Annotated in this window: 18 protein-coding genes and 1 riboswitch; of the genes, 7 read left to right on the top strand and 11 right to left on the bottom strand. The window is 35.7% G+C overall.

Going from position 1 to position 19,852, the window contains the following annotated elements; translation table 11 throughout:
• Positions 1 to 22 precede the first annotated feature (22 nt).
• The gene (locus tag G3A46_RS09725) at positions 23 to 997 is read right to left on the bottom strand and encodes an alpha/beta fold hydrolase (protein ID WP_165149321.1); all 975 of its coding nucleotides are present in this window, start codon (positions 995 to 997) and stop codon (positions 23 to 25) included.
• A 23-nt stretch (positions 998 to 1,020) separates the two neighbouring features.
• Positions 1,021 to 2,316 (bottom strand): O-acetylhomoserine aminocarboxypropyltransferase/cysteine synthase family protein, encoded by a 1,296-nt coding sequence (locus tag G3A46_RS09720; RefSeq protein WP_165149319.1) that lies wholly within the window; start codon positions 2,314 to 2,316, stop codon positions 1,021 to 1,023.
• Between the two features lie 116 nt (positions 2,317 to 2,432).
• A riboswitch (SAM riboswitch) is annotated at positions 2,433 to 2,551 on the bottom strand.
• Between the two features lie 362 nt (positions 2,552 to 2,913).
• Between G3A46_RS09720 and metK the strand changes: the two genes are divergently transcribed.
• On the top strand, positions 2,914 to 4,170 hold the full coding sequence (gene metK / locus G3A46_RS09715) for a methionine adenosyltransferase (protein ID WP_165149317.1): 1,257 nt from the start codon (positions 2,914 to 2,916) through the stop codon (positions 4,168 to 4,170).
• A 158-nt stretch (positions 4,171 to 4,328) separates the two neighbouring features.
• Here metK and G3A46_RS09710 read toward each other — a convergent pair whose 3' ends face one another.
• The 3 genes from G3A46_RS09710 to alaS all read right to left on the bottom strand — a co-directional run bounded on the left by G3A46_RS09710 (position 4,329) and on the right by alaS (position 9,724).
• A complete protein-coding gene (locus G3A46_RS09710) occupies positions 4,329 to 5,873 on the bottom strand; it encodes a M20/M25/M40 family metallo-hydrolase (RefSeq protein WP_165149315.1) in 1,545 nt (514 codons plus the stop codon).
• 157 nt (positions 5,874 to 6,030) lie between these two features.
• Complete coding sequence (locus G3A46_RS09705) at positions 6,031 to 7,026, bottom strand: GSCFA domain-containing protein (protein WP_165149313.1); 996 nt, start codon at positions 7,024 to 7,026, stop codon at positions 6,031 to 6,033.
• 85 nt (positions 7,027 to 7,111) lie between these two features.
• Positions 7,112 to 9,724, bottom strand: a complete 2,613-nt coding sequence (alaS, locus tag G3A46_RS09700) for an alanine--tRNA ligase (protein WP_165149311.1) — start codon at positions 9,722 to 9,724, stop codon at positions 7,112 to 7,114.
• A 212-nt stretch (positions 9,725 to 9,936) separates the two neighbouring features.
• Between alaS and G3A46_RS09695 the strand changes: the two genes are divergently transcribed.
• From G3A46_RS09695 to G3A46_RS09675, 5 genes are all read left to right on the top strand, one after another.
• On the top strand, positions 9,937 to 10,914 hold the full coding sequence (locus G3A46_RS09695; RefSeq protein ID WP_165149309.1) for a M23 family metallopeptidase: 978 nt from the start codon (positions 9,937 to 9,939) through the stop codon (positions 10,912 to 10,914).
• Between the two features lie 49 nt (positions 10,915 to 10,963).
• Positions 10,964 to 11,293, top strand: coding sequence for a MerR family transcriptional regulator (locus G3A46_RS09690; protein ID WP_139855948.1), 330 nt, complete (start codon positions 10,964 to 10,966; stop codon positions 11,291 to 11,293).
• A 14-nt stretch (positions 11,294 to 11,307) separates the two neighbouring features.
• Complete coding sequence (locus G3A46_RS09685; RefSeq protein WP_165149307.1) at positions 11,308 to 11,913, top strand: LemA family protein; 606 nt, start codon at positions 11,308 to 11,310, stop codon at positions 11,911 to 11,913.
• A 101-nt stretch (positions 11,914 to 12,014) separates the two neighbouring features.
• Entirely contained in the window at positions 12,015 to 12,476 is a 462-nt protein-coding gene (locus tag G3A46_RS09680; RefSeq protein WP_165149305.1) for a TPM domain-containing protein, read from the top strand.
• A gap of 18 nt (positions 12,477 to 12,494) precedes the next feature.
• Positions 12,495 to 13,289 (top strand): TPM domain-containing protein, encoded by a 795-nt coding sequence (locus G3A46_RS09675; RefSeq protein ID WP_165149303.1) that lies wholly within the window; start codon positions 12,495 to 12,497, stop codon positions 13,287 to 13,289.
• A 67-nt stretch (positions 13,290 to 13,356) separates the two neighbouring features.
• Here the strand turns inward: G3A46_RS09675 and G3A46_RS09670 are convergent, their stop codons facing one another.
• Positions 13,357 to 14,316: an alpha/beta fold hydrolase gene (locus G3A46_RS09670; RefSeq protein ID WP_165149301.1), complete on the bottom strand. Its 960-nt coding sequence runs from the start codon at positions 14,314 to 14,316 to the stop codon at positions 13,357 to 13,359.
• 346 nt (positions 14,317 to 14,662) lie between these two features.
• On the opposite strand from G3A46_RS09670, the gene G3A46_RS09665 reads away from it, so the two are divergent.
• Complete coding sequence (locus G3A46_RS09665; protein WP_139855943.1) at positions 14,663 to 15,007, top strand: hypothetical protein; 345 nt, start codon at positions 14,663 to 14,665, stop codon at positions 15,005 to 15,007.
• Positions 15,008 to 15,063: 56 nt separating this feature from the next.
• Here G3A46_RS09665 and G3A46_RS09660 read toward each other — a convergent pair whose 3' ends face one another.
• From G3A46_RS09660 to G3A46_RS09640, 5 genes are all read right to left on the bottom strand, one after another.
• Positions 15,064 to 16,281 (bottom strand): folylpolyglutamate synthase/dihydrofolate synthase family protein, encoded by a 1,218-nt coding sequence (locus G3A46_RS09660; RefSeq protein ID WP_165149507.1) that lies wholly within the window; start codon positions 16,279 to 16,281, stop codon positions 15,064 to 15,066.
• 114 nt (positions 16,282 to 16,395) lie between these two features.
• The gene (locus tag G3A46_RS09655; RefSeq protein WP_165149299.1) at positions 16,396 to 17,214 is read right to left on the bottom strand and encodes an energy transducer TonB; all 819 of its coding nucleotides are present in this window, start codon (positions 17,212 to 17,214) and stop codon (positions 16,396 to 16,398) included.
• Positions 17,215 to 17,309: 95 nt separating this feature from the next.
• Positions 17,310 to 17,702 carry a biopolymer transporter ExbD gene (locus G3A46_RS09650; protein WP_165149297.1) on the bottom strand — a complete coding sequence of 131 codons (393 nt, stop codon included), beginning with the start codon at positions 17,700 to 17,702 and terminating at the stop codon, positions 17,310 to 17,312.
• Positions 17,702 to 18,421, bottom strand: a complete 720-nt coding sequence (locus tag G3A46_RS09645; RefSeq protein ID WP_165149295.1) for a MotA/TolQ/ExbB proton channel family protein — start codon at positions 18,419 to 18,421, stop codon at positions 17,702 to 17,704. The genes G3A46_RS09650 and G3A46_RS09645 overlap by 1 nt, the downstream gene beginning before the upstream one ends.
• Before the next feature lie 167 nt (positions 18,422 to 18,588).
• On the bottom strand, positions 18,589 to 19,815 hold the full coding sequence (locus tag G3A46_RS09640; protein ID WP_165149293.1) for a Glu/Leu/Phe/Val dehydrogenase: 1,227 nt from the start codon (positions 19,813 to 19,815) through the stop codon (positions 18,589 to 18,591).
• Between the last annotated feature and the right edge of the window lie 37 nt (positions 19,816 to 19,852).

The following is a 19,852-nucleotide window of genomic DNA, read 5'->3' as shown; positions in this document are numbered from 1 at the left end:
TTTTATTAATTTCTTGCCTGTTTTACAGCAAGTCTTCTGAATTAAAAATGGGGTTCAGAATTTCCGCCAATTGTTCGTATTCTATTAAAAATGCATCGTGTCCGTGAATAGAATTTATTTCAGAAAAATGCACTTTACTTTTTTTAGTTTTTAATAAAGAATACGTCTGTTTTATTTCTTCATTTAAATAAAATCCGTCGCTATCTATTCCGACCAAATGAATATCTCCTTCAATTGTTGAAGCTAATTGTAAAAACTCATCTTCAGATTCTAAACCGGCAGTCATCAATAAATGATTCATCAACTTATAGGCTTGTAAATGAAAGCGGTTTTGCAACGTATTACCGTGATGAAGCAACCAACTTTCTACATTATAAAGTGGAGCAATTTCATTTAAACTTCTATTAAATTTTTGTTTAAGAGACTGTGGTGTTCTGTAAAATGTCATCGCGTGAATGCGTGCATCGTGAACAGGATTTTCTGAATTATTTAATAGTTGCTTTTGCACTCTGCATTGTGCAATTACCCAATCGGTAGCTTTCCAATCGGTAGCAATAGGAATTAACTTCTGAAATAATGCAGGTTTTAAAACTGCCATTTGCCATAAAATACTTCCTCCTAATGAACCCCCGATTCCAGCAAATACTGATGAAATTTTAAGTTGTTCTAATCCGTTTATAAACCAATTAGCAACATCGTAGGTTGTGATGTCTTCATAATTTTTAATGAGAAAACCATCGTATCCATTCCCTGGAATATTGAATGAAAGAATGGTGTATTTATTAGTATTTATACATTTTTCAGGACCAATTAAAGCTTTCCACCAACCGTTTTCACCACATACATTGCTGTTTCCAGTTAGCGCGTGAGTTACCAAAACAATTGGAGCTGAGCCTAATTCCTTCCCAAAAACCTGATAGGTTAAGGGAAGGTTTTTTAAGCACAAACCACTTTGTGTAGTGTATTCTTTTATTTTTAGCTGTGTGAGTTGAGACATTATCTTAGCTATAAGAAGATTATTTAAACCAATTGCTCTTTAAAAACTTCCTGAAACGCTTGTTCTAAATCAGCTTTTAGATCTTCTATATTTTCCAATCCCACGGAAAGTCTAATTAAATCTTGAGACACGCCAGATGAGGCTTGATCTACTTCATTTAATTGTTGGTGAGTGGTACTTGCAGGATGTATAATTAAAGATTTTGTATCGCCAATATTTGCTAAAAGTGAAAAAACTTTTACGCTATCAACTACTTTTTTAGCACTTTCATATCCGCCTTTTACACCAAAAGTTACAAGTCCGCTTTGCCCTACTGGAAGATACTTTTGAGCTAAATTATAATACTTGTTATCTTCCAAACCTGGGTAATTTACCCAAGCTACTTCCTTTCTATTTTGTAACCATTTAGCAAAATTCAGTGCATTTTCACTGTGCTTTTTTATTCTGATTTCTAAGGTTTCTAACCCTTGTAAAATTTGAAAAGCACTAAACGGACTCAACGCTGCACCAAAATCGCGAAGACCTTCTAGTCTAACTTTAGCAATAAAAGCAGCTTCTTTTAAAACATCAGCGTAAATCAATCCGTGGTATCCTGCAGATGGCTCAGTAAATTCTGGAAATTTACCATTGGTCCAATCAAAGTTACCAGCGTCGATTATAACCCCTCCAAGAGTTGTCCCGTTTCCGTTTATGTATTTCGTAAGTGAATGGATTACAATGTTTGCTCCGTATTCAATCGGTCGCAATAAGGCTGGGGAAGCAACGGTATTATCAACAATCAGCGGGATTTTATGCTCTCTAGCTTCAGCAGCAATAACTTCGATATCTAATACATCCAACTTTGGATTTCCTACAGATTCGATAAATATTACTCTCGTATTTTCCTTAACGGCATTTCCAAAATTCTCAGGATTTGATGCATCTACAAAAGTTGTTGTAATTCCTAACCGCGGTAAGGTTACATTCAGCAAATTAAAGGTTCCACCATACAAACTACTGGAAGCCACTATATGATCGCCAGCACGAAGCAGCGTCAACAATGCTGTAGAAACAGCAGCTGCACCAGAAGCTGTTGTAACTGCACCAATACCGCCTTCCAAAGCTGCTAATCGTTTTTCCAAGACATCGCAAGTTGGGTTGTTTAGACGAGAATAAATATATCCTGTCTCAGAGAGATTAAAAAGATTTGCCGCATGGTCTGTATCTCTAAAAACGTAGCTGGTAGTTTGGTAAATTGGGACTGCTCTAGTTCCACCGTTTGCAATTACATCATGTCCTGCGTGCAACAAGTTTGTTGCGAAATTGTGTTTTGCACTCATTTTTCTAATTTTTTGAGTTAATAAATAGATTAAACCAATCCCGAAATAAATTCGGGACAATAGAAAAATGTTAAAAAGAATAAATGAAAAGCAGCTTCAGAAAAGAAACTGACTTGTCGTTATCTATCTTCAATCCTAATAATTCGGGATCGTTGTAGAATGTAGCACCTTCATTCCGGAGAAAGGGTTGCTAAGGCGTCATAGGGTCTATTCCCTCGGCCTTTCTTGATAACATTTCAATAAAAGTTTGAACTTTGTGTGTGCAAATATAGGGGCGGAAAAAATTAATAACCTAATTTTTTGTCAAAAATTTTTAAAACAAATCTTCAGTTCATTTTAATTCTATACTTTTGCAGCAGATAATTTAAGAGGAAAGATTTGACTGATTGCAACCTCCCTAAAAAATGCTAAAGGCAGTGAGAACTTCCCAAGGTCGCGACCCGTCAAATCTTCTTTTTAAATAAAAATGACTTAAGACTATAAAATATAGGACTTTAGGCTATTCACATAATTATTAGTCGTACGCCATCAGGCAAGTCTTAAAATATTTTATTCCAGGTCGTTTTTAATATTTTTTTAAAAATTCAAATATAGATTATGGCTTATTTATTTACATCAGAAAGTGTTTCTGAAGGACATCCAGACAAAGTTGCAGATCAAATTAGTGATGCGCTTTTAGATAATTTTTTAGCTTTCGACCCCGAAAGTAAAGTTGCTTGTGAAACCTTAGTTACCACCGGACAGGTTGTTCTTGCTGGTGAAGTAAAAAGCAATACTTACCTAGATGTACAAACTATTGCTCGTGATGTAATTAATAAGATTGGTTACACAAAAGGCGCTTATAAATTCAGTGGAGATTCTTGTGGGGTTATTTCTTTAATTCACGAACAATCCCAAGATATTAACCAAGGTGTAGATCGCGAAAATAAAGAGGAACAAGGTGCAGGAGACCAAGGAATGATGTTTGGCTATGCTACTAAAGAAACAGAAAATTATATGCCATTGGCATTAGATATCTCACACAAAATAATGTATGAATTGGCAGCGCTTAGGAGAGAAGAGGACGAAATAAAATATTTGCGTCCCGATTCAAAAAGCCAGGTTACAATTGAATATAGCGATGACAATATTCCTCAAAAAATTGTTACAATTGTTGTTTCTACACAGCACGACGACTTTGATGAGGACGACAAGGTTATGCTCAAAAAAATTGAAAATGACGTAAAGAAAATTCTTATTCCTCGCGTTAAAAAGCAATTCCCTGAGCACGTTCAAAAATTATTTAATGATGATATTACTTATCATATTAATCCAACTGGAAAATTTGTTATTGGTGGACCACACGGAGATACAGGCTTAACAGGAAGAAAAATAATCGTTGATACCTACGGTGGAAAAGGTGCTCACGGTGGTGGTGCTTTCAGCGGAAAAGACCCGAGTAAAGTTGATAGAAGTGCAGCCTATGCGGCTAGACATATTGCTAAAAACCTTGTTGCTGCAGGTGTAGCTGATGAGATTTTGGTACAGGTAAGTTATGCTATTGGTGTAGTAGAACCTACTTCAATTTTAGTAAACACTTACAACTCTAAAAACGTAGATCTTACTGATGGTGAGATTGCTGAAAAAGTTGCAAAGATTTTCGACATGCGTCCAGCTGCAATTGAAAAAAGATTAAAACTTAGAGAACCTATTTATTCTGAAACGGCTGCTTATGGACATATGGGAAGAACTCCACAGAAAATCACTAAAACTTTCGAAAGCCCATACAATGGGAAAGTAGAAAAAGAAGTTGAGCTTTTCACTTGGGAGAATTTGGAGTATGTTGATGAAGTGAAGGAAGCTTTTGGAATTTAAATTACAATGTCAGGACAAACGGATCTAACACCCGTCAGGTCGGAATCATACACAATTCGTAGTTCTCGACTGCGCTTGAACTGACAAAAATTATAAATCCCAAATTCTAAAGGTTCATCTTTTGGAATTTGGGATTTTTTATTTGGTGCATTTAATGTTTACATTCCTCCTTTTCTCTCTGGAGTTCTTGGCGTAGGCCACTTTTGTTGCTCGCCAGTTCTTTTATTAATTGGAAGATTTATTTGCTCTCTAGAGGTAAACTCTGGATCTTCCGAAGCTTTATAAGCCATGATTGCAGCTAGAATAGCATTGTGTTGCACATCGTCAAAAACAATTTTATCATAGGTATCTAAGTTGGTGTGCCAAGTATAGTTCCAATAACTCCAGCTTAAAGAGCTCAAATTAAAAGCAGGTGCACCCGCAGCTACAAAACTAGCATTGTCTGAACCTCCACTTGACGGCCATCCTGGAAAAGTTGTTTCAATATGTTTGCTAATAGTATCTGGCACTGCAGCTAACCAACGAGAAATATAATCGTAAGAGTGTAAGAATCCTGCCCCGTTAATTTTAACAGCTCTTCCTGTACCATTATCTTGGTTAAAAGCTGCTTGCATATTTTTTACGATTTCTGGATTGTCGGCAACAAAGGCAGAAGATCCGTTTAGTCCTTGCTCTTCACTTCCCCAATGCCCAGCTAGAATTGTACGTTTAGGATTTGGGTACACTTTTTTCAAAATACGCATTGCTTCCATCATCACAAGAGTTCCTGTACCGTTGTCTGTAGCACCTGTTCCTCCGTCCCATGAATCAAAATGAGCAGAAAGAATTACATATTCGTCTGGTTTTTCAGTTCCTTTAATTTCAGCAATAGTGTTGAAAGCAGGAGCTACACCTAAGTCTTTAGATTGTGCTATTATATTTATTCTAGGTTTATCACCATGCTCAACCATTCTATATAACATAGTGTAATCCTCCAATTGAATATCTACAGTTGGTATTTTCTTAGTACGCGCTCCAAAAATTTTATTAGCACCAAAACCTTTAGACCAATAGCTATCAATAATTCCAGCTGCACCTGCATCTTCTAATGCAGAAATAATACTTCTTCGGTTGTAACCTGTTCTACTAATATTTTCATTCCAAGCCTTAGTTTGAGCTTCTCTTTCATTTTTCATTTTTTCAAAAGACTCTGGAGTTGCCCATTCTTCCCAGTTATAATCAGGTCTTCCTGTGGTCTGTTTCATAGCAATCATCACAAACTTACCTTTTACATTAGGAAGCCATTTTTGAAATGATATAGAATCTTTTACTTCTGGAAGAATAATACATTCAGCAGTAACACCTTTTTTTGATGTTCCAGGATTCCAAGCTAGTTGAGTTCCGTTTAAAGATTGTACTCTAGGGTGAACCATATCTATATGAGTAATACCTCGCTCCCAAGCTTTCCATTCACCATACTGTTGATTCTCAGCAGAAATACCCCAAGATTTATATTTTGCAACCGCCCAATCGTGTGCTTTTTGCATTTGTGGGGTTCCCACCAATCGCGGACCAATGTCGTCCATTAATTCGTGACCAAGAGTTTCTAGTTGTGAATTTTCGTAAGCCTCCTTTAAAATGTTATCAATTACAGGATCTTTTTCTTGTGCAGAAATTGTAAAGGTTGCCGACATCAAAAAGGCAAGGGTCAATAGTTTTTTCATAATGAGGGGTTTGTGTTCAGTGTCAAATTTTAAATGTAAATGCTAAAACTACAATTTATTTCAGATTAAGAAAAGTTTTGAAGCGAAACCGCAGAAACACTACAGTCTATCTAAGAATAGCAAGTGTTAAAATCGAAATTAAACAAGTCAATCCTAATTAGAATTGAATATGTGGAAGCCTTTTTTGAAGGGTTGCAACTTTATTATTTAGCTTTTCCAAAAATTGAAGATGCTCCTCACTTTCAGCGTTGAAAGGTTTGTGAAGTAGTCCACTTTGTATCGCTGCTATTTCCTTTTGCAAGGATTGTGTTTCTGAAGAAATCCAAACTTTTGAAAACTTCTGCCAAATAATTTCAATGGCGGTTTTATTAGGATGAAGCATATCTTCAGCGTAAAACCTGTAGTCACGGAGTTCGTCCATCATAATTTCAAAAGATGGAAAGTAGAAGCTTCTCGACTCCATTCGAGATGACAAGGATTGGTGAATTGCCGAAATTAAATGTGCTTTACTAATCGTATTTTCAACAAAACCATCTTTAATATGCCTTACCGGAGATACAGTAAACAACGCAATGGCTTTAGGATTTACTTCCGAGATCTTATTTAGTATATTTTGAATACTTCCTGTAGTCTCTTCAACTGAAAGAAGTTCTTTTTTAAAGTTTTTCTGTGGAAGTTTATGACAGTTAGCTACAATTTGGTGTGTAGCAACCGCATCTGAATCTGGGTTAATATTAGAGGACGAATCTCCCACATACTTATAAACCCAAGACGTACCTAAAGTAATAATAATATGAGTTGAATTTAAAACCGCACTTCTTAAGTTCTGAAGCGCTGCATTTAGACTCTTTAAATACTCATCTTTACTTAGTGAATTCAATTCTGAATGTGTTTCAAAACATTTCCAAATTCCATTGTGGTGAAAAATATCTTCTTCTGAAAAAAGATTGTTTTCAATGGCACGCATCACCAATTTCTCAAGTGAAACGACATTGAATATTATTCCAAATGGATTTTGAATATTTTGAAATTTAAAATAGTCGAACTTCGCTCCAATGTTTTCCGAAAAACAGCTTCCTAACAGAAGAATTTTTGAAGAATAATCTATCTGATTTTCTTCAGGCGTTAAGGGTATTTCGGTTTGAAGTTTCATGATATTTTAAAAACTTCTCCGCATACATTGCGTCTTTGCAGTATAAAATTTACCGCAGAGACGCAGAGCACACAAAGTGATTATATTACTTCAGAAAATCTTTAGCTTTTTCTAAAGCCTCATCAATTCCGGCTGGATTTTTACCTCCTGCGGTAGCAAAGAATGCTTGACCACCCCCGCCTCCTTGGATGAATTTTCCTAGTTCGCGAACAATCTTACCAGCATTCAAATCTTTTTCTGCAGCTAGTTCCTTTGAAATATAACATGCCAGCAAGGCTTTACCGTCATTTTCTGCACCGAATACTAAAAACAAATTTTCAGATTCTCCGCCCATTTCAAAAGCCAAATCTTTCATTCCCCCTGCATCCAAATCTATCTTTTTCGCAAGGAAGTTGATGCCGTTTACTTCTTTTATTTCGGATTTTAAATCGCCTTTTAAATTCTTAGCCTTGTCCTTTAACAACTGCTGAATCTGTTTTTGCAGATTGCTGTTTTCTTCTTGTAAGTTCTCTACCGCCTTCACCGGATCTTTAGCGTTGTTCAGCGCTTTTTGAAGTGATGCAAACGATTCACTTCTATCAATAAAATATTGTTTTGCAGCATCGCCAGTAATAGCTTCTATCCTTCTAATTCCAGATGCAACAGCCCCTTCTGAAGTAATAATAAAATGCCAAATATCGTTGGTGTTGCTAACGTGAGTACCTCCACAAAGCTCCATCGATTTTCCAAACTTAATTGCGCGAACAGCATCGCCGTATTTCTCTCCAAAAAGTGCAATTGCACCTTCGTCTATAGCTTGTTGGTAAGGAATATTTCTTCTTTCTTCTAAAGCAATTCCTTCGCGAATTCTAGCATTCACAAAGTCTTCTACTTGCTTTAACTCTTCATCTGTCACTTTTGCAAAATGTGAAAAGTCAAATCGCAAGTTTCGGCTGTGAACCATACTACCTTTTTGAGCGATATGGTCGCCTAATATATTTCTTAAGCCTTGGTGAAGTAAGTGTGTTGCCGTGTGATTTGAAGCAGTTCTAAAGCGTTGTTTCTCATCCACAACAGCCATAAATGGATCTTCTATGTTACGCGGAAGTGTTTTTGAGAAATGTATAATTAAATTGTTCTCCTTTTTCGTATCAACAATATAAGTTACACCACCATCTGCAGCTTCTAAATATCCTTTATCACCCACTTGACCTCCACCTTCAGGATAAAATGGTGTTAGGTTGAAAACAAGTTGATACATTTCACCATCTTTCTTGCTTTCTACTTTGCGATATTTCGTAATTCTAACTCGAGTTTTTAAAGTATCGTACCCTACAAACTCTTCAACTTCATCTTCTTCTAAGACAATCCAATCGCCAGTTTCAACTTTAGTTGCAGCACGAGAACGATCTTTTTGTTGTTGTAGCTCAGCATTAAATTCTTCTTCATTTAAAGAATATCCTCTTTCACGTAAAATCAGAGCGGTTAAATCTATCGGGAATCCGAAAGTATCATAAAGTTCGAAAGCCTTTTTACCAGAAATCTCCTTAGAATCTGCCGATTCAATTATATTTTCAAGTAAAACTAGTCCTTGGTCTAATGTTCTTAAAAACGATTGTTCTTCCTCGCGGATAACATTTGTCATTAAGTTCTTTTCAGAAACAAGTTCTGGGAAAGCTTCTCCCATTTGGTTTGTTAGTGTAGCCACCAACTTATAAATAAACGGTTCTTTTTTGTCTAGGAAGGTAAAACCATAACGGATTGCTCTTCTTAAAATTCTTCGTATTACATAACCAGCTCCAGTATTACTTGGCAACTGACCATCTGCAATAGAAAATGCAACTGCGCGAACGTGGTCTGCAATTACGCGAATTGCGATATCTTTTTTCTCGTCTTTTCCGTACTTAGTTTCAGTTATAGCTTCAATTTCACGAATTAGCGGAGTAAATACATCTGTGTCGTAATTACTAGTTTTATTTTGTAAAACCGTACATAAACGCTCGAAGCCCATTCCAGTATCAACGTGTTGAGCAGCTAATTTTTCAAGACTTCCGTTTGCTTTTCTATTGAATTGCATAAAAACCAAATTCCAAACCTCAACAACTTGTGGATGGTCTTGGTTTACTAAGTCTTTTCCTGAAATTTTTGCCTTTTCTTCGGCAGATCGAATATCTACGTGAATCTCACTACAAGGTCCGCAAGGTCCTTGATCTCCCATTTCCCAGAAGTTATCTTTTTTGTTTCCGTTTAGAATTCGATCTTCGGGAACAAATTGTTTCCAAAGATTATAAGCTTCAGTATCGCGCTCTAAGCCTTCGCTTTCATCACCTTCAAAAATCGTTACGTAAAGAATGTCTTTATCTATTTTATAAACTTCGGTTAAAAGTTCCCAGGCCCATTCGATTGCTTCTTTTTTAAAGTAATCTCCAAAACTCCAGTTCCCTAACATCTCGAACATAGTATGGTGGTAAGTATCCATCCCCACCTCTTCAAGATCGTTGTGTTTTCCACTTACGCGAAGACATTTTTGTGTATCGGAAATACGGTTACTCTTTGGCTTACCATTGCCTAAAAAATATTCTTTAAACGGGGCCATCCCACTATTAATGAACATTAACGTTGGATCGTTTTTCACAACCATTGGTGCCGATGGAACTACAAGGTGTTCTTTCGACTTGAAAAACTCTAAAAATTTGGAACGTATTTCCTTTGACTTCATGTTTTGTTTTTATTTAATTCTGAAGGTCTTGTCTCATCTTTGGCCTAAACTTTCTAATTATCTTAAGATTTCAGATAAGATGTTTCAATTTATTATAAAATTATGCTAAAATTATTGGTTAGGCGCACTAGCAAACAATTTCTATATTTGTAAAAACGTTACCTTTACTTCGCGCTGACAATCAACGCGCAAAAATAGCAATTTTTTAACGCATGTCTAAGGTTAAATATTATTACGATAGCGAAACACTTTCGTATAAAAAAATAGAGAAGAAAAAAGGGAGAAAAATAAAAATCTTCGCTTTAAGTATTCTAGGGATGTTCTTGAGTGGTTTTATACTTCTCATCATTTACCTAAACCTTCCCTCGGTTCAAACTCCTAAAGAGTTGTCCTTACAGCGCGAGCTTCATAATATGCAATTACAGTTCGAGCTTTTAAACAGAAAAATGGAGCAAGCACAAGCTGTTTTATCTGAAATTGAAGAAAGAGACAACAATTTGTACCGTATATATTTTGAAGCAAACCCTATCCCAGAGGAACAGCGTAAAGCAGGTTTTGGAGGGATAAACCGATATAAAGATTTAGAAGGTTTTGATAATTCTAAGCTAATTACAAATTCGTCGAGAAATCTTGATATATTAACAAAGCAAATTGTTATTCAATCTAGATCGTTAGATGAAATCGTAAAACTAGCAGAAGAAAAAGAAAAGTTATTAGAGGCAATTCCAGCAATTCAGCCGGTTAAAAACAAAGATTTGACTAGAATGGCTTCTGGATATGGCTATAGAACAGACCCATTTACAAAAGCACGTAAATTTCATTATGGAATGGATTTCACCGCACCAAGGGGAACTCCAATTTACGCAACAGGAAATGGAAGAATAGCACGCGCCGATAACACAGCAAGCGGGTACGGAAATCACATAGTAATAGACCACGGCTACGGATATGAAAGCCTTTATGCGCACTTATACAAATACAATGTGAAAGTTGGGCAAAAAGTGCAGCGTGGTGATATCATAGGATTTGTAGGAAGTACTGGTAGAAGTCAGGCGCCACACTGCCATTATGAAGTGTTTAAAGATGGCGAACGCATTAACCCAATAAATTTCTATTATGGAAGTTTAACGGCGGAAGAATTTGCCGACATCTTGAGAAAATCACAAGAAGAAAACCAATCTCTCGATTAATCTAACCCATTATATAACTTAAAAACATTATTAACTCTTAAATTAAATAATGCACATAGACCTCCCAGAAAAAATGTATTACGGCATTGGCGAAGTTGCCAAAGCTTTTGATGTGAACACATCATTAATACGGTTTTGGGAAAAGGAATTTGACGTTTTAAAACCGAAAAAAAACGCTAAAGGAAACAGAAAGTTCACACAAGAAGACATCAAGAATCTAGAGCTTATCTATCATTTGGTTAAAGAGCGTGGATTTACCTTGGAGGGTGCAAAAATTCATTTAAAAGAAAATAAAAAGAAAACACTAGATCAATTTGAAATTATTCGCAAATTGGAATCGGTAAAAGCAGAACTAATTAAAATTAAAGAACAACTCTAAAAATCAACCTCATTATGAAAAAATGGTTACCAATAATTATAATCCTTGGTGGAATCCTATTGATTGGATTATACTTAGCGAAAGTAAATAACAAACTAGTAGTATTAGACGAAAAAGCTACTGCACAATGGTCTAACGTAGAGAGCTCATACCAACGAAGAGCAGACCTTATTCCTAACATTGTAAACACGGCTAAAGGATATGCTGAATTTGAACAGGAAACTTTAATTAAAGTAACAGAAGCAAGAAGTAAGGCAACTTCTATAAACATCGACCCCTCAAACGTTACACCTGAGCAATTAGCACAATTCCAACAAGCTCAACAAGGACTTACATCTGCACTTTCACGTTTATTAGCCGTTTTTGAACGCTATCCAGACTTAAAGGCTAACGAAAACTTTAAGGAGTTAATCAACGAATTGGAACGTACAGAAAACAGAATTAACGTAGAGCGTAATAGATTTAACGAAGAAGCTAGAGTTTTCAATACAGAGGTAAAACAATTCCCAACAAAATTCTTTGCTGGCATCTTAGGTTTCAATGAAAAAGCCTACTTTAAAGCAGACGATGGAACCGAAAGCGCTCCTGAGGTAAATTTTGACTTCGGATCGGACAAATAAAAATCTTTTTTCTGAAAGTACTTCAGCTTGGTTCAGCAATATAGATTGCTATTAATCACTATTTGCTGAAAATTTTTCAGATAATTTAAACTAAACAATATATGTCTAGAGTAGAAGACTTTCTTACTTCAGAAGAAGAATCTGCAATTGTTGAAGCTATTCGCATAGCAGAAAAAAATACATCAGGTGAAATCAGGGTTCACCTTGAAGCAAAATCAATTTCTTCTGAAGAACCCCATGAACACATTGATGCTTTTGATAGAGCTACTGAAGTGTTTGAAATGCTTAACATGCACAACACTAAAGAAAGTAATGGAGTGTTAATTTACGTAGCTGTAGAAGACCGCACATTAGTTATTATTGGCGACAAAGGTATCAATGACGTTGTTAGTCAAAACTTTTGGGAAGGCACTAAAGACGTAATCATTAATCACTTTAAAAATGGTGATATGAAACAAGGTTTAGTAGATGGAATTTTAAAAGCTGGACAACAGCTGAAAAAACATTTCCCTTATAAAAAAGATGATAAAAACGAACTTCCAGACGACATCTCTGTAGGATAGTTTGTAAAAAAAATATTAATGATTAGAATTCAGAAATATTCCACAATTCTCATATTTTTCATTGCTTGGCTTATCTCTGGAAATGTATTGGCGCAATACGAAATTCCGCCTAAGCCTGCAGTTGAAACCTCGGTTTACGATTATATAAATCTTCTAACGCCATCCCAAAAATCGGCGTTAGAAGATAAATTAATTCGTTATGCCGACTCAACTTCTACCCAAATTGTTTGTATTATTATTGGTTCTACAAATGGTGAGGATATTTCTATGCTTGGTGCCGAATGGGGACAAAAATGGGGTATCGGTCAAAAGGGTGAGGACAATGGAATTTTAATAACGCTAGCCAAAGACGATCGAAGAGTAGATATTAACACCGGTTATGGAATAGAATATCGTGTAACCGATTTAATGGCTGAGCGAATCATTAATCGAATTATCATCCCAAATTTTAAAGCTGGTGATTACTACGCTGGTCTTGATCAAGGTAGTGATGCAATTTTTGCAGCTTTAAAAGGTGAGTTTAAAGAAGGCCGTGATTTTGGCAAAAAGGATGCTGCACCCATTCCGTTTTTTCTAATCTTCCTATTTATCATCATTATCATCGCCCTTATGAACAAAGGTGGTCGTGGGGGTCGAGGTGGCGGACGTGGAACCCTATTAGATATTATCGTACTAAGTAGTCTTGGCCGCGGAGGTTTTGGCGGTGGCGGTGGTAGCTTTGGAGGCGGCGGAAGTTTCGGTGGCGGAGGCGGCTTTGGCGGCGGCTTCGGTGGCGGTGGCTTTGGCGGTGGTGGCGCTAGCGGAGGTTGGTAATCTCAAAAATTCATTCACCCAAATTAAGAGCAGAAATTTCTATCTAAATCGAATCGTACCGATCGTATTATGTATTGTTCTTAAAGAACTCAAAGGCGCGAACTACAGAATAGGGATGTTTGGAAATTTTTAAAGGGAAAGCACAATGCCCTCCGTGATGAGGAGTTTCTAGATATAGATATTTATGCTGCTCAGCTATCGCAATAGGATGATCTTCCTTGCCTAAGATAGGATCGTCCCAAGCGTTTATCACTAACACCGGTATATTTATGCCATCGATAGAATATGCAGGAGAGGCTTTTTTATAATAGTCGGCAAGATCTGCATATCCACCGTGTACAGGAACGATAAACCTATCGATTATATCTTCAAAACTTTTAATGTTTTTAGACACTTCTTTTGAAATCAAACCTGGAAATTGAATTGATTTCTGCTGAATTTTTCCTCTTATCTTTCGAATAAATCGACCTAAATAAATTTTACTTATTCCTCCCTGAATTTTCTCAGCGCTAGATTTTAATTGAAAAGGTGCAGAAATAGCCACGGCAGCTTTTATTTTCTCAGAAACTTCCTTTCTACCGAGATAATTCAGTATCTGATCGCCTCCTAATGAAAAGCCCACTAGAAAAACTTCTTCAATATTCTGAGCTAAAACGTAATTTATTACTGCTTCCAAATCTCCTATAGACCCATGATGGTATAAGTTGGGAAGTAAATTCATTTCTCCTCCACAACTGCGATTATTCCAAGCATAGACTGAGTATCCTTTTTCTATAAAAAAGTTAGCACAGGCGTTATTGTAGTTTTTCTTTGAATCGCCTTCTAACCCGTGACACAGTATAATTGCTTTTTTAGAAGTTTGCATCACATAATCTAAAAGTAGAAAGTCACCATCTGCCAATAATAATCGTTTTCGCTGATATTCTGGCGATTCTAATTTTCTAATGATTCCAGAATAAATAGTAGATATATGCCCATTTTGGAAAATGAAGTCCGTTTCATAAGAAGAATTACTTATATAAGGCATAATAACAATCTCTTATTAGTTAATACTTGCTTTCCTTAAAGATAAGCGTAATTTATATTTATATATGAAAAGGGAATAAAGAATATTGTACCTATCACTATCACACTTATCTGTAAATAATTGAGCTCATTAAGCAACGAGAATAGGCCCTAAAGAAAATCACTTTTAAAGCTTATAGAAACTTAGAGATTTCACTGCATTTCCAAGTTTTTATAAGTTGGCTTATTTAGCATGAAACACTATAAGTAAAGAAAAATAAAAAGTATTAGTTAATTTTGGCGTAATAATTGTTCTATTATAAATAGAATATACTATTTTAGTAACTTTAAAATTAAAAATAAAAAAGATGAAAAATTTATTTACAATAATTGCGTTTGCAGCTACTATGCTTTTTGGTATTCAAAACATATCAGCACAGTCTTTATCTGTTGACAAAAACAGACCTGAAGTAATTGCAAAAGCAGAAACTGCTGAATTAACTGAAACTTTAAACCTAAACGGGGAGCAAAGTAGAACGATTTTCAGAGCTCTTGTTGCTAAAGAAATAAATTACCAAAAGCATATTGAAGGTAAAGATGCAACAGACGCAAATGTAATCGCAAATAAGAAAAAATTTGATTCTTCATTAGATGATATTATGAAGAAAACCTTAACCGAGGAGCAATACGCTAAATGGAATAAAAATAAATAATTAGTGATTATAATTATAGTTGCAAAACCCTTTCTCTTTAAGATGAAAGGGTTTTTTTATACTACTTCCGCAACTACAAAAGTACTTCCTCCTATAAAAATCAAATCGTCTTTTGAAGCTGCAATTACCGCTGCTTCATAAGCGCTATTAACAGAAAAGTAGTCATCTCCTTTTAGTCCAAAACCTCTTGCTTGTGATAAAAGTAATGAGGCATCTAAACCACGTGGAATATTTGGTTTGCAGAAATAATAAGTAGCATTTACAGGAAATAGTGGAAGCACAGATGCCAAATCTTTATCGTTAACCACTCCCAAAACTATATGAAGATTCTGATAATCTTCGTTTTGCAATTGTTTAAGAACTAATTTTAAACCTTCCTTGTTGTGACCTGTATCACAAATTACTTTTGGGCTTTTATTCAAAATTTGCCAGCGCCCCATTAGGCCAGTATTTTTGACAGTATTTAAAAGTCCGTTTTGAATATTTTCTTCTGAAATCTCCCAACCTTTGTTTTGTAGAACCTTCAAAGCAGCTAAAACAGTTTTAATGTTTTTCTGCTGATAAATTCCCTTTAAGTCTGAAGAATAGTTAGACGAATCTATTGCTTCGGCAAATTCAATTGCAGAATTTTTCTCTATAGCAATTCTTCTAAAAACATTTTCAGTTTCTGAAACGGCCTCACCAATTACTACTGGAATATTTTCTTTTATAATTCCTGCCTTTTCAAAAGCGACTTTTTCTAGAGTATCACCTAAGAACTTTGTGTGGTCTAAACCAATATTTGTTATCACAGAAACCTCTGGAGAAATAATATTTGTACTATCTAGCCTACCTCCCATTCCCACTTCAATAATGGCTATATCGACCTCCTCCTCTCTAAAATAGTCAAAAGCCAAACCTACCGTCATTTCAAAGAAAGACAGTTGATTGCTTTCGAAAAAAGGTTTATGCTTTTCTATAAATCCTGAAACATATTCTTCAGGTATCATATTACCGTTAATCTTAATTCGCTCCCTAAAATCCTTTAAGTGAGGCGAAGTATATAATCCCGTTTTATAACCAGCCTCCTGAAATACGGAAGCAATCATATGACTCGTACTGCCTTTTCCATTCGTTCCAGCCACATGTACGCTTTTAAAGCTCTTTTCTGGATTGTTTAAATAATTGGCAAGGGTAATTGTAGCAGACAAATCTGCTTTATACGCAGACTGCCCTACTCTTTGATACATTGGCAGTTGGTTAAAAAGCCATGCTATGGTTTCAGAATAATTGATAAGACAGAGATTTAAAAATGAATAAAAAAATTAAGCCTTTATAAATGCATTTTTATTGCACTAATAAAGGCTTAAAGATAACTATAAATGAAGTTTTTTTTGAATCTAAATGATCTATTCAGACAGACTAAATCTGTAAATGATTTTCCCTACTTGTTTTGCAGGTGCTTTATCGTCTGCATTAAACTTTGTAGCTAGTGCAGCACGTCTAGCAGGCTCTATAAGACAGCGAGAGTTGTTGGTTGTTCCACGTACTCCAGGAGTAGCGTTTATTACTTTTCCACTTCTATCTACCTCTATGCTAACTACTACCGTTCCAGCCTCGTTACAGTCCTGTACAAATTTTTCTTTGTTAAGTGCTTTTCTTCCTCCTAACATATAATTTCCATCCCCATCTAGACCTTTACCTGTTCCGTAATAAGAACTTGCATTAGGATCACCGTCTGGGCTACCTTTATCTCCAGGCTTTCCATCGTTCCCTTCGCCACCTTGTGCAGTTCCATCACTTTTAGGTCCATTTAAGATGCTTGATAGTGCATCAGTAGTTGACTTGTCTGGTTTTGGATCTGGTTTTTTTACTTCTTTTTTAGGTTCTTCTTTTACTGGAGTCTGGGTTTGTTCTTTCTTCGGCTTCTCCTTTTTAATAATTGGAGCGTCTTCCGTGTCTTGCGTAACTACCTCTTCTCGTATTTCAGCTTTAGGCTGAGAAACGGGTTCGGGAGTAGTATTTTTTGGTGCAGATTGAATTCTATCTACAGGCTGTACTTCCCCACTTCCAGTTTCAGTTGTTCCAAAATTAATTGCAATTCCTTGCTCTAGTGGTGGGTCGAGATACTTCATACCCACATAAAACAATAGAATTAAAATAATCACATGCACGATTACCGTGATGATCATACTTTTACGTTTATGTTCTGTATCTAAAAGTTTCATGCTTCGATTTCGCTTAGTAACCGAGATTAGGGTTTGTAGTAAAAATTATTTTAATAGTATGCAGACTGCTTACTCCAATAGGACAATGTTCACTTTTAATTAGGTCTTACAGCTAGGACTACCTTAAACTTATTTCTATTTGCAATATCCATTACAAATACAGCGTCTTCAATAGGCACACCTTCTTCGGCTCGTAAGATAATTGTTGGTTCATCTTGACCTGCAAGAACTTTTTTAAGTTCTTTTTCAATACTATACTCGCTTACACGCTCCTTATCTACATAATAAGCTCCATCTTTTGTAATACTTACAGAAGCTTTTTGCACATTAGAAGTTTTTCCTTTTGCCTTAGGTAAAATTAAATCTAAAGCATCTGGTGTAATAGCAGGCGAAGTAAGCAAGAAAAAAACTAACAACAGAAATACTATATCTGTCATTGAGCTCATGCTAAATTCGGCACTAACTTTATTTCTTCCTCTTAAATTCATTATGCAGGTTCGTTTAACATGTCTAGAAAATCTACTGCAGTGGCTTCCATTTGGTGAACCACTTTATCTGTACGCACTACTAAATGGTTGTAACCCATATAGGCAATAATACCAACTATTAATCCTGCTACTGTAGTTGTCATCGCTGTATAAATACCTTCAGCCAAAGCTCCCATTTCTGCTTGACCACTACTTGTTGCAAGTTGGTGGAAAGCTAAAACCATACCAATTACAGTTCCTAAGAAACCAATCATAGGTGCAGCACCAGCAATAGTTGCTAAAACACTTACGTTTTTCTCTAATTTGTAAACTTCTAAACGTCCAGCATTTTCAATTGCCGTGTTTATGTCTTCCAAAGGACTACCAATTCTAGAAATTCCTTTTTCAGTTAGGTGTGAAACCGGTGTATTATTTTGAGCACATAATACTTTTGCAGCTTGAATATTACCAGAGCTAACATTATCTTTAATCTGATTCATAAAGTTGTTATCCATTTTAGAAGCCGCTTTAATCGCAAAAAGACGTTCAAAATAAATATAAACTGCCACAAAAAGAAGGATAAACAGTACACCTATAATTATTTGCCCTGCAACGCCTCCGTTTAATAACAGATCCATTATTGATAAAGTTTTCTCTTGAGCCTCGACTGGTAAGCCTTCAGCGATAGAATCGGTATCTTGTGCTATATCAGCACCCTCTTGAATAAAGAAGTTTAACATAAATAAAGTTTTGTTTTAGTGAATAACGGAAATTGATTATAGAAATTGTTATAAGTAACGAAATATAATTTTTCAAAATAAAAAGAAGTTTAATGCGAAAAAAATATAGCCCAATTGCACCAATTAATTTCTAAACAGAAAACTTCTTCCTATCTCTACTTATTAAATTATAGTAACTCTTTTAAAGCAATTTCGAAAGCTGTTTTACTAATATTCGTCTTTGAGTTATTTTTGTCGAATGTATTCTGAATTGCTTTTTTAATAGTATTTGAAATATCATTAAATATAGCTTCATCAGTCATTTCAACTTTGCCTTCCATAAAATATGCGAATGCACGTGCCATTCCACAGTTACTAATGAAATCTGGAATTAAACTGATACGCTCATCTGTGTATTCCATAATTGAACCAAAGAAAATTTCTTTATCAGCAAAAGGAACGTTTGCTCCACAGCTAATTACTTCAAGACCGCTATCAATCATTTGAGAAACTTGCTCTTTAGTAATCAACCTTGATGCAGCACAAGGCGCAAAAATTTCGGCATCGAGATTCCAGATTTTTTCATTTATTTCATCAAAAGAAAGCATATTATCTGCAACCAAGGTGTTTCCATCTTTATTAAGGAAAAGCTGTCTTACCTCTTCTAGAGAATAACCGTCTTTATTGATGATTCCACCATCGCGGTCGATAATTCCCACAATTTTAGCACCCATTTGCGCTAAGTAATACGCTGCAGCAGAACCTACATTTCCAAAACCTTGAACTATTGCACGTTTTCCTTTTACATCACCACCATAAATTCCGTAGTAGTGCTTAACAGCTTCAGCAACGCCAAAACCAGTAACCATATCGGCTACTTTATAATCTCTTGATACATCTGGGCAGTATTCTGCACTCTCCAATGTTTTGCTTACACCATTTCTCAATTGACCAATTCGGTTAATTTTTTCGGCTTCTGAAGGTGCAAAATGACCATTAAACACCCCTTCCTGTGGATGCCATAAACCGTTTTGTTCTGTAAATGGTATTACTTCAGTTTTCTGATCAACATTCATATCACCACCAGTACCATAGTATCCTTTCAATAATGGGGAAACAGCTTTAAACCATCTTTCTAAAACTCCTTTTTTACGAGGATCGGCAGGATCAAAATTAATTCCAGATTTGGCACCTCCAATTGCAGGTCCCGAAACTGAAAATTTTACTTCCATAGTTTTAGCAAGAGAAAGTACTTCATTCATATCAAGTCCTTTTCTCATTCTAGTTCCACCACCAGCAGCTCCACCTCGCAATGAGTTGATTACTGTCCAGCCTTCGGCTTCTGTTTCAGGGTCTTTCCAATGGAATACAATTTCAGGATCTTTTTCTTCGTACTTTTTAAGCAGTTCTTTCATTATTATATTTAGCATTAAAATTCTCCTTTGCGATTGC

It is taken from the genome of Aequorivita sp. KMM 9714 (assembly GCF_011065475.1).
GTDB classification, from domain to species: Bacteria; Bacteroidota; Bacteroidia; order Flavobacteriales; family Flavobacteriaceae; genus Aequorivita; species Aequorivita sinensis.
This window is presented reverse-complemented; position numbering and strand designations above follow the sequence as displayed.